Here is a 15,031-nt window from a genome sequence, read left to right on the forward strand (position 1 = left end):
CTACGGGGGGTTTGGAGGGCGGGGATAAAGTTGTGGTGAGTAATGCGCGAGGTGGAAAGGGCGGGGATTACTTCGGCTTTTGACCCTGGGTCGACGTTTTTAGCGGCGGCAGAACGTCACCGCTTGTGGGAGATCAGATAGCTCCGACGCTGCTCGTTGACCCGTCGCTTTGCACCCGTGATGGCTTGGCGCGTTTCCCTTTGCCGCTAGGGAGCAGGATGGTCGATACGTCCAACATGTTGACCTCCTCCTGCTACACGTCACTCTCAGGCTGCCCGATCGACGGAACGAGTGTTGACGGCCTCGATCCCGGCAATCCACCCGGCAATGGACCGGCCGATCGCGTCGGGGTGGTCCTCTTGCAAGTAGTGTCGTCCAGGTCCGAGGTGCACGACCGTGCAGTGCCTGAGAGAGGCCGCGAATTGCTCGGCGAATGCCGGAGCGACGAGGGCGCCGGGCTCACCAACGAACAAGAGCTTGGGATAGTCCGCAATCTTGAGGGCGGCGTGCGCAACCTCAAGCATCTCATGCACGTCCGTCGGCTCGCCGATGATCGGCAGCTCGCGTGGGAGTGCAAGAATGGGACGGCGGCTCTCCGGCGTGGGGAACGGCGCGCGGTAGGCGTCCATCTCCTGCTCGCTCAGCGTGCGCACAATCGAGCCCGGCAGCACGCGCTCGATGAATGCGTTGCCCTCGAGGACCATCCTCTCGCCCTCGCCTTCCGTTCTGAACTTGCGGAATGTCTCGCGCGCAGCAGGGACCTGATGGAACTCATCCCATGTTGCCATTGGCCGGATGAACTCCATGAACGCCAGACCGCGCACGAAGTCAGGTCTGCGTGCGGCGAGATGGAAGGCGAGCGACGTGCCCCAGTCTTGAGCGACGAGGTAGGCCGAGCTCAGTTCCAGCTCGACAATCAGCGCATCGATATAGCGCACATGGTCGGCGAAGCGATAGGCGATGTCGGGCCGCTCGGACTGGCCGAAGCCGATGAGATCGGGCGCAATGCAATGCGCCACCGGTGCCACGAGCGGCAGGATGTTTCGCCAGATGTAGGAGGACGTCGGATTGCCATGTAGGAACAGGGCGACAGGCGTACCCGGCTCACCTGCCGCGCGATAGGCCATCGTCGATCCCAATACGGGGCGGCGATGCAGCACGGTGTCGGCATGCGTGCTCATGGCAGCTCCTTGAACACGGTTGCGAAGGCAATGGTCTTGAAACGCTCGAGCGCGGCGGGGCTGCGCTCGACCTTCATGCGCAAGATCGCGCCTTGCCAGGAGGCAAGCAGATACTCAGCGAGATCCAAGGGGTCGAAAGTGGAGGCAATCTCGCGCGCGGCCTGCGCCTCGGCTATGCTTGACGCGAACGGCACCCGCCATTCTTCGAAGATGGATGCAAGGCGCGTCCGCAGCATCTCGCTGGAGCCCGAAGCTTCGAGGCTGAGGTCGCCGATCAAGCAGCCGCGGCTCCAGCCGTCGGCCTCGAGCCTGCCGGTGATGATGTCGAGATAGCGTCTGAGCCGCTGCCGAGGCGTCAGCGTGGTGTCGTTTAGCGCTTGCGCGACTAGGCCCTTCACGTGATCGAAGTAGCGGTCCAACACCGCGCAGGCGAACACTTCTTTGGACCGGAAATGGTTGGTGAAGGAGCCCTGCGGGGCCCCAGCCTCAGCCACGATATCGCGCACACTCGCCCCCTCGTAACCCTTACGGAACATCACGCGCAGGCCGGCGGCGAGGATTGGATCTTTCAGCGATGGCTTGGTCATAGTTTTTCAATACGGACGTACGTATTTAAAGTCAAGAGGCGCGATGCGTCGGAAATCGTTGACGCGTCGGATAATTCCGACGCATATTGCCTGACTAGGACAATGGGTTGGTGGATTCAACGGACATGGACGTGTTCTCAGCGCTTGCCAATCCCGCGCGCCGGCAGATCCTCGCCGCACTTCGCGAAGGACCGCAGCCCGTGACGGAGCTCTCGCGCAGTTTTTCGATTGGACGTCCGGCAGTGTCCGAACACCTGCAGGTGCTGCGGCGGGTGGGGCTTGTGCGTGAGGAGCCGCGTGGACGCGAGCGCTACTACCACCTCGATCCAAGACCGCTCGGCGAAGTCGAGGCCTGGCTGGAGACCTTTACACACTACTGGACCGCGCGGATGCAGGCGCTCGAGACGCTTCTTGACCGGGAGAAACGCCAATGAAGACAGTGAACGTCATCGAGTTGGAGCATCGCTACGCCCACCCGCCCGCGGCTGTTTGGAAAGCCTTGACCACGCCCGAGCTCCACGCGCTGTGGTGGGCGGCAGGCGATGTGAGGCCCATCGTCGGGCACAAGTTTGAGCTCGATATGGGCCGCTGGGACAAGCAGCCTTGCGATGTGCTCGCCGTTGAGCCGGAGGGCTTGCTCCGCTAGCTGTTCGCCGCCGGAGCACTCGCTACGATCATCACCTGGCAGCTGACGCCTAAGGGGGCTGGGACAAGTCTCCGCCTTCGGCACGAACGGTTTAACCTGGATACGCCGATGGGGCGCCAGGCACTTGAGGGAGTGAAGTCCGGCTGGCCCGCCGTGCTTGAGCGGCTAGCAAGGACTCTGGAGAAGCTACTGGAGCAAGTTAAATCCCAGGCAGTGCTAGTGCACTAGGTTGAATTCGGCAAATGACCCAAACCGAGGCCGCGCGGTGCTCCGAAAGCGATGCTGTGATGGTGGTATGATGCATGACGATGAAATAGCAATTCGGAGCTTGGTGGATACCTGGATGTTCGCCACCAAGACTGGCGATCTTGCCACTGTGTTGGGACTGATGACGGACGACGTCGTCTTCCTGGTACCCGGGCAGCAGCCATTTGGAAAAGCAGAGTTTGCATCTGCCTCAACTCGCATGATGGACATGCAAATTGAGGCCGCTAGCGAGATTCAAGAGATTCAGATTGCAGGTGATTGGGCATTTCTTCGCAGCCACATTGATATGACAGTCACACCACTCAGCGGTGCGCCCATTCACAGGTCTGGCCATACACTCACAATTTTGCGCAAAGGGGTTGACGGCAAATGGCGCCTCTCTCGCGACGCCAATCTTCTGGCCGTGCGTTAGTTCGATTCCCTGTGCTACCTCGAGCGCCCTCCAGTTCCGCTCGGGTCCGCCATGAGCAGCTCCTCATAGAGTGTGGTTAGGTCGTCGTCCGGATCTGAGCCCGGTTCGCTCAAGGAGTAAAGTGTTCCGAAGGCTGCCTCGTAGGCGGCGCTCCGCATAGCAAGGCACAAGTCGGATCTGGAGGTCCCTGCCGCCAGTATCCGTTCGATGGCCGGTCCCGTGTCACCGAAGGGTCCAGTTGGATTGCGCTTGCAGTTGGCAATTATGTTGTCCAGCGACGCGTCGCGCAGATTGATGTTGATCACTTCCTTCCAGAGATGGGTGAGTAGTTCCTTTCGTGCGGTCATGCCCGATACCAATTCCCCATGATAGACTGACTGCTGATGGCCCGTAGCGGAACCGGCGCATCAGAGCGCGAGCGGATGCCTCAGCGCAACAGATCGCGCAGCGCCTGCTCGAGGCCAAGGGTGATGCGGGCGAGCTTGTCGTAATCGACCTTGTCGGGCGTGTCGGTCGGCTCGTGGTAGTGGCGGTAGCGGAACAGCGCCGTGTCGGTGACCATCACCGCCGGATAGCCGAATCTCCAAAACGACCAGTGGTCCGACCAGCCGATTCCGGCAACCTGGTCGGGCGCCGTACCGCCGATGGTGGGGAATTGCGTGTGAGCACGGAACGAGGCGACTATGTGCTGCAGGAAGGCGCGCCCGCCGGGTAGCGCAACGAAGGCGATGAAGTTGGCCGTGTCGGGGAAGAACAATCCGAAGGGCGGCGGGTATTCCTGCGTCCCGGGCTTGTCGGAGTAGCAGCCGAGCGTCTCCAGCGAGATCATGCCGATGAGCGCTTCGCCGCTGTCTTTCAGGCTCTTGGCGTAGCGGTAGCTGCCCATGTCGGGCGTGCGGTCGTAGGGCGGCTCCTCGTTGACGAAGAGGACGAGCCGCAGGCGCTTGTCCTTCGGGGCCGCGTCCTTCAGCAGGCGTGCGAGCTCGAGCACGGCGGCCGCGCCGCTGCCGTTGTCGTTGGCGCCCGGCGCCGGCCCGAAGGAATCATAGTGCGCGCCGACGACGAGGCTCGGCGTCCCCGGGCCCGCGTCCGGCGGCGCCAGCTCGACGGCGATATTGCGCACCGGCTTGGCCCCGATGTCGTAGACCTGCGCTTGCGGCGCATAGCCGAGGCCCTCGAGCTCGGCTTCGATGTAGGCGGCCGATCGCTCTAGCGCCGCGTAGTGCTGCACGTTGTGCGGCACGCTGGCGATGGCTTCGACATGCCGGCGCAGGCGCGCGGCGAGGTCGCGCTCGGCGTCCGTCACCGGTGGCGGCGTCCCCGTGAAGGTTTCACCCGGCAGGCTGAGTGAATACCAGTAGGCCGCCGCCAGGGCAGCGACGAGCAGGAGCAGCAGCCCTGCGCCCCACAGAGCCACCATCTTGATCACGCTGGCGATCCGCTAATCTGCATCGGCCCCTGCATCCTCGCCGGCGCCGCTTGCCTCCTCCTGGCGTTCGATCTCGCGCTGGCGCTGACGTTCGCGCTCCTTCTCGCGCTCGCGCTCCTTTTCCTTGGCGCGATCGATCTCGGCCTGCTCCATGCGCGCATCGACGTAGGCGCCGACGGCCTCCTTCAGTTCTTCCGTCTTGTTCTCGAAGAAGTGGTTGGCGCCGGGAATGACCTGGTGCGTGATCTTGATGCCGCGCTGCGTCTTCAAGCGCTGCGATAGTTCGGCGACCGAGTTCGACGGGACGACGCGGTCCTTGTCGCCGTTGATCATCAGGCCCGAGGAAGGGCACGGCGCGAGGAAGGAGAAGTCATAGAGGTTCGATGGCGGCGCCACGCAGATGAAGCCCTCCACCTCGGGACGGCGCATCAGAAGCTGCATGGCGATCCAGGTGCCGAACGAGACGCCGGCGATCCAGCAGCTCTTGGCGTCGGGCTTGACGATCTGCAGCCAGTCGAGGGCCGAGGCGGCATCCGACAACTCGCCCGGGCCACCGTCCCAGATCCCCTGGCTGCGGCCGACGCCGCGAAAGTTGAAGCGGAGCACCGAAAAGCCGCGCTCCACGAAGGTGTGATAGAGCGTGTACACGACTTGGTTGTTCATCGTCCCGCCGAACTGCGGGTGGGGATGCAGGATCAGCGCAATCGGGCTGTCGTTGGCCGGCTCGTGGTGATAGCGGGCTTCGAGACGGCCCGCAGGCCCATTGATGATCAGCTCGGGCATTCTGGTTCCAACTCTTAGGGGCTGCGGTTGCGCCGCCGGCGCGGGGGCGGCAGGGCCCTTGAACGGGCCGTGGAATCGGGCGATGCCGAAACCTTGACTTGCGGGCTCGGAATTTTCATATTCTATAGACTTTAGAACCGTTCGAAAGTACGCGGCCCACCGCTAGGGCTACCGGCATTTTCGATGGTGGCGCTTCTTAGCACACGGCCCGGTGTCGATTGCAAGAGAAAGCGCCCGTGCGCGGCCCGTAAGGGCGCAGTCTGGAGGACGTTGCGTGGAGTTGAACACCAAGGCGCGCTACGCGGTGATGGCCATGGCCGATCTCGCCAAGCACGGCGCGGTCTCCGCCGTTCCGCTGTCGGCCATCGCCGAGCGGCAGAGCCTGTCTTTGGCTTACCTCGAGCAGATCTTTTTGCGGCTGCGACGCGCCGGCCTCGTCGAGAGCGCGCGCGGCCGCTCGGGCGGCTACGTGCTGGCGCGCCCGGCACACGCCATCCACATCGACGAGATCATGAAGGCGGTCGAGGAGGAGACGCGGCTGACGCGTTGCCTCGACGCCGATGTGGGCTGCCTGCATGAGCACCGCTGCCTGACGCACGATCTGTGGCACGCGCTGGGTGCGCACATCGTCGCATTCCTGGCCAACGTCTCCCTGCAAGAGGTGGTCGATGGCATACCGGTCGGCAAGCTTCCCGACGCGCCGCGACGCGAAACCCAGCCACAGCGCGAACCGGAGCTGATCGCCCGATGACCGCGACGCGCACCTACCTCGACTGCAACGCCTCCGCACCGCTGCGGCCGGCTGCGCGCGCCGCAATGCTCGCTGCGCACGATGCCATCGGCAATCCCTCGTCGGTGCACGCGGAGGGCCGGCGCGCACGCGCCATCATCGATACGGCGCGCGAGCAGGTGGCAGCGCTCATCGGCGCCAAGCCGAGCGAGGTGGTGTTCGCCAGCGGCGCCACGGAAGCCAACAACTGCGTGATGGCGGCGGGCTGGGAGGCGATCTGCGTCTCGGCCATCGAGCACGACTCGGTGCTGGCGCCGGCGCGCGCCTGCGGCGCCAGGCTCATTGAGCTGCCCGCCGGCGCCGGCGGTATCGTCGATCTTCCTGCCGTAGCGGATGCTCTCGCACATGCGGCGGCAAGCGGGGCGCGCACACTGCTCAGTGTGATGCTGGCCAACAACGAGACTGGCGTCATCCAGCCGGTGGCGCAAGCGGCTGAGCTGGCCCGCATGCACGGCGTCCCGCTGCACGTCGATGCCGTGCAGGGACCCGGGCGGCTGCCGGTGAATTTTGCCGAGCTGGGCGCCGACGCGCTCGTCGTGTCCGCCCACAAGCTCGGCGGACCGCGCGGTGTCGGCGCGCTCATCGTGCGCGACGGCGTCAACCTGCCGGCTCTGATTAGGGGCGGTGGCCAAGAGCGCCGCCGCCGCTGCGGAACCGAGAACGTGGCCGGCATTGCCGGCTTCGGCGCCGCGGCCGCGGAAGTGGCGCGTGAGACGGGTGTGGCGGCGCGCATCGAAGTGTTGCGCGACCGGCTCGAAGCGGGTGTCACGGCGGCGACGCCGGGCGCGGTCATCATCGGCGGCAATGCGCCGCGCATTGGCAATACCTCGTGCATTGCCGTTCCGGGCAAGTCAGCGGAGACGCTGGTCATCCGCATGGACCTCGAGGGCGTGGCGATCAGCGCCGGCGCGGCATGCTCATCGGGCAAGGTCGGCGCCAACAGCGTGCTCGAAGCAATGGGCCTTCCCATCGACATCACCCACTCGGCGGTGCGCGTGAGCCTCGGGCCTGAGACGAGTGAAGACGACATCGCCGCCTTCCTGGCGGCTTGGGAGAAGGTTGCAGGCGGCGCGGCACTCGCCGCGTGAGCCACGAGCTAGGACGTTGAAAGGGTAGTTATGGCAGCGGTTCAAGAGACGATCGACCAGGTCCGTAAGATCGACGTCGATCAGTACAAGTATGGCTTCGAGACCAAGATCGAGACGGTAAAGGCGCCGAAGGGCCTCAATGAGGACATCGTGCGCTACATCTCGGCCAAGAAGGGCGAGCCGGCGTGGATGCTCGAGTGGCGGCTGGAGGCTTACCGGCGCTGGGTCAACATGACCGAGCCGACGTGGGCCAACGTCACCTATCCGAAGATCGACTTCCAGGATCTCTACTATTACGCGGCGCCGAAATCGACCGAGGGGCCGAAGAGCCTCGCCGAGGTCGATCCCGAGCTGCTCGCCACCTACGCGAAGCTCGGCATCCCACTGAAGGAGCAAGAGGTGCTGGCGGGTGTCAAGGGCGCGCGCGTTGCCGTCGACGCCGTGTTCGACAGCGTCTCCGTGGTGACCACCTTCAAGGAGGAGCTGGCCAAGGCCGGCGTCATCTTCTGCTCCATCTCGGAGGCCATCCGCGAGCATCCCGAGCTGGTCAAGAAGTACCTCGGCTCGGTGGTGCCGCAGGGCGACAACTTCTATGCCGCGCTCAACTCGGCGGTGTTCTCCGACGGCTCGTTCGTCTACGTGCCGGAGGGCGTCCGCTGCCCGATGGAGCTGTCGACCTACTTCCGCATCAACGAGAAGCAGACCGGCCAGTTCGAGCGCACGCTGATCATCGCCGACAAGGGCGCCTACGTGTCCTACCTCGAAGGCTGCACGGCGCCCAAGCGCGACGAGCACCAGCTGCACGCCGCCGTGGTCGAGCTCGTCGCGCTCGATGACGCCGAGATCAAGTACTCCACCGTGCAGAACTGGTACCCAGGCGACAAGCACGGCAAAGGCGGCATCTATAACTTCGTGACCAAGCGCGGCGACTGCCGCGGCCACCATTCGAAGATCTCCTGGACGCAGGTGGAGACCGGCTCGGCCATCACCTGGAAGTACCCGAGCTGCATCCTGCGCGGCGACTATTCGCGCGGCGAGTTCTACTCGATCGCCGTGTCGAACGGCTATCAGCAGGTCGACTCTGGGACCAAGATGATCCACCTTGGCAAGAACTCGTCGAGCCGCATCATCTCCAAAGGCATCGCCGCCGGGCACTCGCAGAACACCTACCGCGGGCTCGTCTCGGCGCACCGCAAGGCGACCGGCGCGCGCAACTTCACCAACTGCGACTCGCTGTTGATCGGCGACAAGTGCGGTGCGCACACGGTGCCGTACATCGAGGCGAAGAACTCGTTCGCGCACTTCGAGCACGAGGCGACGACGTCGAAGATCTCGGACGACACGCTGTTCTACTGCCGCCAGCGCGGGCTCTCCAGCGAGGAGGCGGTGGCGCTCGTCGTCAATGGCTTCGTGCGCGACGTTCTGCAGAAGCTGCCGATGGAGTTCATGGCCGAGACGCAGAAGCTGATCGGCATCTCACTGGAAGGGTCGGTCGGCTAACCGGCTCGACGGATGCAATCAGCGGCTCGACGGCCGCGAGAGTTCAAGACGGAGTGTTGAATGCTCGAGATCAAAGACCTGCACGTGAAGATCGCCGACGAGGATCGGGAGATCCTCAAGGGGCTGTCGCTATCGATCCCCAAGGGCGAGGTGCACGCCATCATGGGCCCCAACGGGTCGGGCAAGTCGACGCTCGCCTACGTGCTCGCCGGGCGCGATGACTACGAGGTGACGCGCGGCGACATCCTGTGGAACGGCGAGAGCGTGCTGGAGATGGAGCCGGAGGAGCGCGCCGCCAAGGGCGTGTTCCTGGCTTTCCAGTACCCGATGGAGATCCCCGGCGTCGCCGGTCTCACGTTCCTGCGCACGGCGATGAATGCGGTGCGCAAGGCGCGCGGCCAGGCAGAGCTGACGACGCCCGATTTCATGAAGCTCGTCAGGGCCAAGGCCGAGCGGCTCAACATCGACACCGAGATGCTGAAGCGCCCGGTCAACGTTGGCTTCTCGGGCGGCGAGAAGAAGCGCTCTGAGATCCTCCAGATGGAGGTCCTCGAACCTTCGCTGTGCGTACTCGACGAGACGGACAGTGGCCTCGACATCGACGCGCTGCGCGTCGTCGCCGACGGCGTCAACTCGATGCGCTCGAAAGATCGCTCGATGCTGGTCATCACCCACTACCAGCGGCTGTTGAACTACATCGTTCCGGACCGCGTTCACGTCATGGTGGATGGAAAGATCCGTAAATCGGGCGACGCCTCGCTCGCCAAGGAGCTCGAGAAGTCGGGCTACGCGGAATACCAAGTGAAGGCGGCCTAGAGATGCAGCGCGACGCGACGATCGCCGACGAGATGCAGGCGGCTGCCGGAATGGCGCAGGCCGTCGACGGCGGCGCGCACGCGACGACAACGTCACCGACACAACATGCGCCGGGGAGGCGCGAGATGAACGTAGCGGTTTTGAAGACGAAGACGGAGCAGGGCTTGAGCGAGGCGTTCGGCGCGGCCGCGGCGGAGTTGCCCGGCGGCGCGGAAATCCGCAAGTTGCGCCTTGACGCCATGGGGCGGTTCGGCTCGTTGGGGCTGCCGCACCGGCGCATCGAGGCGTGGAAGTACACCGACCTGCGCGGCCTGATGAAGGACGCGCTGCCGCCTCCAGCGCGCCGGATCCCGCATGTCACACACACCGACATCGATGCGGCCCTGGGGCCGCTCGCCGCGGTGCCGGCGCATCGCGTCGTGTTCGTCGACGGCCAGTACGCGCCCGACCTGTCGGCGCTCGTTGCCGACGGCGCTGTGAGCGTTGCCTCGCTGGCCACCTTGCTGAAGAGCGATACGAGCGCCGCCGAGCTTCTCGATACCAGCGGCCGCGACGACGATGCGGTGCTGGCGCTCAACACCGCCTACGCGGCCGATGGCGCCGTCATCGACATCACCCCCGAGGCCAGGCTCGATCGGCCTCTGCTCATCGTTTCGTTGCGTGCAGCCGAAGCACCGGGCTTCGTTGCCACGCGCAATGTCGTGCGGGTCGGCGAGGGCGCCGAGGCGAGCCTCATCGAGGCGTTCGTGACGCTGCCGACGGCGGCCAATGACTTCCAGCTCAACACGGCGACGAAGGTCATCGTCGGCAAGGGCGCCAAGCTGGCGCACTTCAAGTGCACGCTCGAGGCGGGCGGCGGAGTGCACCTGGCAAACTGGCTGGTCGAGCTCGGCCCCGATGCCGACTACCGCGGCTTCCACTTCACCTCCGGCACCGCGCTCGCCCGCAATCAGATCGGCGTCAGCTTCGCCGGCACGGGCGGCAACCTCGACCTTTCCGGCGCCTTCCTCGGGCGCGGCGGCGAGCACATCGATACGACGCTGCTCGTCGATCACGCGGTGCCGGGGTGCACCAGCCGCGAGCTGTTCAAGGGTGTGCTCGACGGGCACGCGCGCGGGATATTCCAGGGCAAGGTCATCGTGCGCCCCGACGCGCAGAAGACCGACGGCAAGCAGATGGCCCAGGTGCTGATGCTGTCGCCGGACTGCGAGTTCGATTCCAAGCCCGAGCTCGAGATCTACGCCGATGATGTCGTTTGCGGCCACGGCTCCACCAGCGCCGATCTCGACGAGGATCTGCTGTTCTACTGCCGCGCGCGCGGCATTCCCGAGCAGCAGGCCCGCGCCCTGCTGATCGAATCGTTTATCGGAGAGGCGCTCGAAAAGGTCGAGTGCGAGGATCTGCGCGCGGCGCTGACGGAGTTGGCGCGCGCATGGCTGCACGAGACAGCGCCGGCGAAAGGTGTCGCATGACGACAGGCATACGCGAGATGAGCGAGGTGGCGCGCACGGCGGTGCCCGGAATTTCCGGTGCGCCGTACGATGTCGAGCGCATCCGCGCCGACTTCCCCATCCTCTTTCGCGAGATCTACGGCAAGCCGCTCGTCTATCTCGACAATGCCGCATCGGCGCAGAAGCCGCGCTCGGTGATCGAGACGATGGATCATGTCCTTCGCTTCGAGTACGCCAATGTGCACCGCGGCCTGCATTACCTGTCGAACACGGCGACGCAGCATTTCGAGGACGCGCGCGAGATGACCCGTCGCTTCCTCAATGCAGGCAGCGCCGACGAGATCATCTTCACCAAGAATGCGACTGCCGCCCTCAACCTCGTGGCCGACTCCTTCGGTGCCGGTCTCGGCGAGGGCGACGAGATCGTCCTGTCGATCATGGAGCACCACTCCAACATCGTCCCCTGGCACTTCCACCGGGAACGCAAGGGTGCGGTGCTGAAATGGGCGCCCATCTCCGACAGCGGCGAATTGCTGCTCGATGAGTTCGAGCGGCTGCTGACGCCGCGCACCAAGATCGTCGCCATCACGCACATGTCGAACGTCACCGGCACGCTGGTGCCGGTGCGCGACATCGTGCGCATGGCGCATGCACGCGGCATCCCCGTCGTCGTCGACGGCAGCCAGGCGGCGGTGCACCTTCCCGTCGACGTGCGCGATCTCGATGTCGATTTCTACATCTTCACCGGCCACAAGACCTACGGACCGACCGGTATTGGCGTGCTCTACGCCAAGAAGGCGCATCTCGACGCCATGCGTCCCTACCAGGGCGGCGGCGGAATGATCGAGCAGGTCGCCGTCGACGGCATCACCTACGGCAAGACCCCGCACAAGTTCGAGGCCGGCACACCGCCCATCGTCGAGGCCATCGGGCTGGGCGCGGCGCTCAACTACATGATGCAGGTCGGGCGCGATCCCATCGCGCGCCACGAGAGTGCGCTGCTCGAGTATGCACAGGCGCAAATGGCCGAGCTTCCGTGGCTGAAGATCTACGGCACGACGCCCGACAAGGGGGCGATCGTTTCCTTTACCATGGACGGCCTCCACGCCCACGACATCGCCACGGTCATCGACCGTTCGGGCGTCGCGGTACGGGCCGGGCATCACTGTGCGCAGCCGCTGATGGAGCGGCTGGGGGTGACGGCCGTGTGCCGCGCCTCGTTCGCCATGTACAACACCAAAGAGGAAGTCGATGCGCTCGTTAGCGCGCTGAAGCGGGCGCACGAGCTGTTCGCGTAAGGGTATCGCCATGGACGGCAAACCAACCGAGACCGAGGCGGCGGAACTGGCCACCATCGAAAAGTCCGAGGTGGAGACGCAGGAGGCCGCCGCTACGGAGCCGGCCGACGCCGACGATCCGCTGCTGCGCGATATCATCGCGGCGTTGAAGACGGTCTACGACCCGGAGATCCCGGCCGACATCTACGAACTGGGGCTGATCTACTCGGTCGACGTCGACGAGGACCGCAACGTCGCCATATCCATGACGCTGACGGCGCCCGGCTGCCCGGTGGCGGGCGAGATGCCGAGGTGGGTGGAGAACGCCGTCAACGCGGTGCCGGGTGTCAACAATACCACGGTGACCATGACCTTCGATCCGCCCTGGGACATGAGCCGCATGTCGGACGAGGCACGGCTCGCCCTCAACATGTTCTAATTCGAAAACACCGCGGTTTCGCAATCGCCCGACACTGACTATATGTGGGACTGACGCACATCAGGACTACCGAGATGCCCACACTGCGCATGATGCCCAAGGTCGTGACTTTGACGGACGCTGCCGTGCGCCGCGTCAACGCGCTGATGGCCGCCAATCCGGGTGCGCTGGGCTTGCGGATCGGCGTCAAGAAGGGCGGCTGCGCCGGCATGGAGTACACCATGGCCGTGGCCGAGCAGAAGGGCCCGCACGACGAGGTGGTCGAGCAGGAAGGCGCCGTGCTGCTGATCGAGCCGTCGGCCATCATGTACCTGCTCGGCACCGAGATGGACTTCAAGACCGACAAGCTCGCCAGCCAGTTCGTGTTCAACAACCCGAACCAGCGCGGCGCTTGCGGTTGCGGCGAGAGCGTCAACCTCGTTCCGGCCGAGAGCGCGCAGCGCCTCGCCCAGCAAGATTGACGCCCGTGACGATGCGCGGGTCCGAGCCGAGCTGGGTCGGAGACGTGCTGCACTTCTGGTTCGACGAGCTCGGTCGCAAGACATGGTTCGTCAAGGATGCAGTGCTTGACGCGCAGATCCGCGCTCGCTTCCTACCGCTCATCGATGAGATCGCTGCGCTCGCCGCCGATGAAGCGCTGACGAGCGCCGACCGCTCGCTCGCCTCAGTTGTCGTGCTCGACCAGTTTCCGCGCAACGTCTTCCGCGGCGAAGCACGCGCCTTCGCCAACGATGCGCAAGCACTGGCCGTCGCGAAGCAGGCGGTCGCCCGCGGACTCGACCAGGAGCTGCCGGTCGAGCGGCGCGTGTTTCTCTACCTGCCGTTCGAGCACAGCGAAGCGCTCGCCGACCAGGAGCGCTGCATTGCGCTGATGGCATCGCTGGGCGACGAGGAGTACACCCGCTACGCCCACGCCCATCACGACGTGATCAAGCGGTTTGGCCGCTTTCCGCACCGCAACGCCGTGCTTGGGCGCACGCCGACGCTCGAGGAGCTGACCTTCCTCCAGCAGCCCGGCAGCTCGTTCTAGGCAGAGCCCTTGCTGCATCGCCGCGCCGGCGCAATCATGCGCCATGAGCGCGAGCGAAGGGTTCATCGAGCTGCTGAAGGACAGCCTGCGCGGCCTCGGCCCCGTGAGCGTGCGCCGCATGTTCGGCGGCGCTGGCGTCTATGCCGACGGCGTAATGTTCGGGCTCATTGCCGAGGACACGTTCTACCTCAAGGCCGACGCGGCGACGAAGGGCGCCTTCGAGGCGGAGGGGCTCCCTCCCTTCGCCTACGAAAGCCACGGCCGCACCGTTGCCATGTCCTATTGGCGCATTCCCGAGCGCCTCCTCGATGACCCCGACGAGATGCTGAGCTGGGCGCGGGCGGCGCTCGATGTCGCCCGGCGCACTTCAAGACGCCCATCGCCGCGGGCGCGTGCGGCCAAGACGCGCGGGCGCGGCTGATCGCAATCAGCCGCCGGCTGACCTCCCCCCTCTCCCGTCATGCAGCTGTCAGCCGCCTTGTGCGAGACCGAGGCTCCAGGTTGTGGAGGAGAAAATGATCAGAAACACGAAAGACAGCTGGGGCTGGCCGGCGCTCGCCTTGCACTGGGCCGTCGCCCTCCTGGTGATCGCCACCTTCGCGCTCGGGCTGTGGATGAGTGAGGTTCCGGCGCGCGCCGATCGGCCTTACTACTTCGCCATCCACGCCTCGCTCGGCATCACCCTGCTTCTCGTGCTGGCGGCGCGCATCATCTGGGCGCTCATCAATCCGCCACCGGCGGCGCCGGCCAGTACGCCCGCCTGGCAGCATGCTGCTGCACGGTTGACGCATCTGACGCTGTACGCCCTGACCTTCGCGGCGGCGATTCTCGGCTGGCTACTGGCCGGCGTCGCGGAGCCGCCCATCGAGCCGCAGGCGTTCGGCGTCGTCCCGATGCCGTCGCCCGTCAGCTTGTCACCGGCCTCCGAGGACTTCCTCGAGGAAGCCCACGAGCTCGCCGCCTATGCGCTGATGGCGCTCGTCGGGCTGCATGCGATCGCCGCGCTGTGGCACCACTATATTCTGCGCGATAACACGCTGCGCCGCATGCTCGGGAGTGGGCCCACGGCGAGCACAAGATCGGTCTGAGATATACGAGGTATCGGGCGCGGCGGTTGCCGCGCCTTCTACTATTCGCCGGCGACCTTCACGGGGCGCTTCACCGGCTTGCGCAGGAACGCCGGCACGTTGTCGGCGAAGCCCGAACGGCCGCCTTCCGGCTGACGCTCGCGTGACCGCTCAGGCCGCGGCTGATGAGCAGGACGAGGCTGCGCTGCCGGCCTCGTATCCGGCTGTGCGGCGCGCGGCTGGGGCCGCGCATGCGCCGATGGTTGAG

General features: G+C 65.3%; 18 protein-coding genes and 2 pseudogenes. 14 read left to right on the top strand and 6 right to left on the bottom strand.

Going from position 1 to position 15,031, the window contains the following annotated elements; genetic code table 11:
- Positions 1 to 266 precede the first annotated feature (266 nt).
- Together F9K20_RS20605 and F9K20_RS20610 are read right to left on the bottom strand one after the other, a co-directional pair.
- Positions 267 to 1,181: a haloalkane dehalogenase gene (locus F9K20_RS20605; protein ID WP_291006511.1), complete on the bottom strand. Its 915-nt coding sequence runs from the start codon at positions 1,179 to 1,181 to the stop codon at positions 267 to 269.
- Positions 1,178 to 1,768 carry a TetR/AcrR family transcriptional regulator gene (locus F9K20_RS20610; protein ID WP_291006513.1) on the bottom strand — a complete coding sequence of 197 codons (591 nt, stop codon included), beginning with the start codon at positions 1,766 to 1,768 and terminating at the stop codon, positions 1,178 to 1,180. The genes F9K20_RS20605 and F9K20_RS20610 overlap by 4 nt, the downstream gene beginning before the upstream one ends.
- Before the next feature lie 125 nt (positions 1,769 to 1,893).
- On the opposite strand from F9K20_RS20610, the gene F9K20_RS20615 reads away from it, so the two are divergent.
- The 3 genes and pseudogenes from F9K20_RS20615 to F9K20_RS20625 all read left to right on the top strand — a co-directional run bounded on the left by F9K20_RS20615 (position 1,894) and on the right by F9K20_RS20625 (position 3,093).
- Complete coding sequence (locus F9K20_RS20615; protein ID WP_291006516.1) at positions 1,894 to 2,202, top strand: helix-turn-helix transcriptional regulator; 309 nt, start codon at positions 1,894 to 1,896, stop codon at positions 2,200 to 2,202.
- Positions 2,199 to 2,642: pseudogene (locus F9K20_RS20620) on the top strand (SRPBCC domain-containing protein). Before F9K20_RS20615 ends, F9K20_RS20620 begins: the two are co-directional and overlap by 4 nt.
- Positions 2,643 to 2,712: 70 nt before the next feature.
- A complete protein-coding gene (locus F9K20_RS20625) occupies positions 2,713 to 3,093 on the top strand; it encodes an SgcJ/EcaC family oxidoreductase (RefSeq protein WP_291006545.1) in 381 nt (126 codons plus the stop codon).
- A 14-nt stretch (positions 3,094 to 3,107) separates the two neighbouring features.
- On the opposite strand, the gene F9K20_RS20630 is transcribed toward F9K20_RS20625, so the two are convergent.
- The 3 genes from F9K20_RS20630 to F9K20_RS20640 form a co-directional block, all read right to left on the bottom strand.
- Entirely contained in the window at positions 3,108 to 3,440 is a 333-nt protein-coding gene (locus tag F9K20_RS20630) for a hypothetical protein (RefSeq protein ID WP_291006519.1), read from the bottom strand.
- Positions 3,441 to 3,520: 80 nt separating this feature from the next.
- Positions 3,521 to 4,513 carry a M28 family peptidase gene (locus F9K20_RS20635; protein WP_291006548.1) on the bottom strand — a complete coding sequence of 331 codons (993 nt, stop codon included), beginning with the start codon at positions 4,511 to 4,513 and terminating at the stop codon, positions 3,521 to 3,523.
- Positions 4,514 to 4,534: 21 nt separating this feature from the next.
- Complete coding sequence (locus tag F9K20_RS20640) at positions 4,535 to 5,305, bottom strand: alpha/beta hydrolase (protein WP_291006522.1); 771 nt, start codon at positions 5,303 to 5,305, stop codon at positions 4,535 to 4,537.
- 274 nt (positions 5,306 to 5,579) lie between these two features.
- On the opposite strand from F9K20_RS20640, the gene F9K20_RS20645 reads away from it, so the two are divergent.
- The 11 genes from F9K20_RS20645 to F9K20_RS20695 all read left to right on the top strand — a co-directional run bounded on the left by F9K20_RS20645 (position 5,580) and on the right by F9K20_RS20695 (position 14,784).
- On the top strand, positions 5,580 to 6,056 hold the full coding sequence (locus F9K20_RS20645) for an Rrf2 family transcriptional regulator (protein WP_291006524.1): 477 nt from the start codon (positions 5,580 to 5,582) through the stop codon (positions 6,054 to 6,056).
- Positions 6,053 to 7,183, top strand: a complete 1,131-nt coding sequence (locus F9K20_RS20650; protein WP_291006527.1) for a cysteine desulfurase family protein — start codon at positions 6,053 to 6,055, stop codon at positions 7,181 to 7,183. Before F9K20_RS20645 ends, F9K20_RS20650 begins: the two co-directional genes overlap by 4 nt.
- Before the next feature lie 30 nt (positions 7,184 to 7,213).
- Entirely contained in the window at positions 7,214 to 8,683 is a 1,470-nt protein-coding gene (sufB, locus tag F9K20_RS20655) for a Fe-S cluster assembly protein SufB (RefSeq protein WP_291006530.1), read from the top strand.
- A gap of 60 nt (positions 8,684 to 8,743) precedes the next feature.
- Positions 8,744 to 9,499, top strand: coding sequence for a Fe-S cluster assembly ATPase SufC (gene sufC / locus F9K20_RS20660; RefSeq protein WP_291006532.1), 756 nt, complete (start codon positions 8,744 to 8,746; stop codon positions 9,497 to 9,499).
- A 2-nt stretch (positions 9,500 to 9,501) separates the two neighbouring features.
- Entirely contained in the window at positions 9,502 to 10,971 is a 1,470-nt protein-coding gene (sufD, locus tag F9K20_RS20665; RefSeq protein ID WP_291006535.1) for a Fe-S cluster assembly protein SufD, read from the top strand.
- A 17-nt stretch (positions 10,972 to 10,988) separates the two neighbouring features.
- On the top strand, positions 10,989 to 12,248 hold the full coding sequence (locus F9K20_RS20670; RefSeq protein ID WP_291006550.1) for a cysteine desulfurase: 1,260 nt from the start codon (positions 10,989 to 10,991) through the stop codon (positions 12,246 to 12,248).
- Positions 12,249 to 12,258: 10 nt separating this feature from the next.
- Positions 12,259 to 12,666, top strand: coding sequence for an SUF system Fe-S cluster assembly protein (locus F9K20_RS20675; protein WP_291006536.1), 408 nt, complete (start codon positions 12,259 to 12,261; stop codon positions 12,664 to 12,666).
- Between the two features lie 74 nt (positions 12,667 to 12,740).
- Entirely contained in the window at positions 12,741 to 13,127 is a 387-nt protein-coding gene (locus F9K20_RS20680; RefSeq protein ID WP_291006539.1) for an iron-sulfur cluster assembly accessory protein, read from the top strand.
- A gap of 11 nt (positions 13,128 to 13,138) precedes the next feature.
- Complete coding sequence (locus F9K20_RS20685; protein ID WP_291006553.1) at positions 13,139 to 13,696, top strand: DUF924 family protein; 558 nt, start codon at positions 13,139 to 13,141, stop codon at positions 13,694 to 13,696.
- A gap of 43 nt (positions 13,697 to 13,739) precedes the next feature.
- Entirely contained in the window at positions 13,740 to 14,117 is a 378-nt protein-coding gene (locus F9K20_RS20690) for a TfoX/Sxy family protein (RefSeq protein WP_291006541.1), read from the top strand.
- 94 nt (positions 14,118 to 14,211) lie between these two features.
- The gene (locus F9K20_RS20695) at positions 14,212 to 14,784 is read left to right on the top strand and encodes a cytochrome b (RefSeq protein ID WP_291006543.1); all 573 of its coding nucleotides are present in this window, start codon (positions 14,212 to 14,214) and stop codon (positions 14,782 to 14,784) included.
- A 41-nt stretch (positions 14,785 to 14,825) separates the two neighbouring features.
- Here F9K20_RS20695 and F9K20_RS20700 read toward each other — a convergent pair.
- Positions 14,826 to 15,031 (bottom strand): annotated as a pseudogene (locus F9K20_RS20700) (DEAD/DEAH box helicase); the annotation flags it as partial.

Source organism: Hyphomicrobium sp., from assembly GCF_009026145.1.
Taxonomy (GTDB): domain Bacteria; phylum Pseudomonadota; class Alphaproteobacteria; order Rhizobiales; family Hyphomicrobiaceae; genus Hyphomicrobium_A.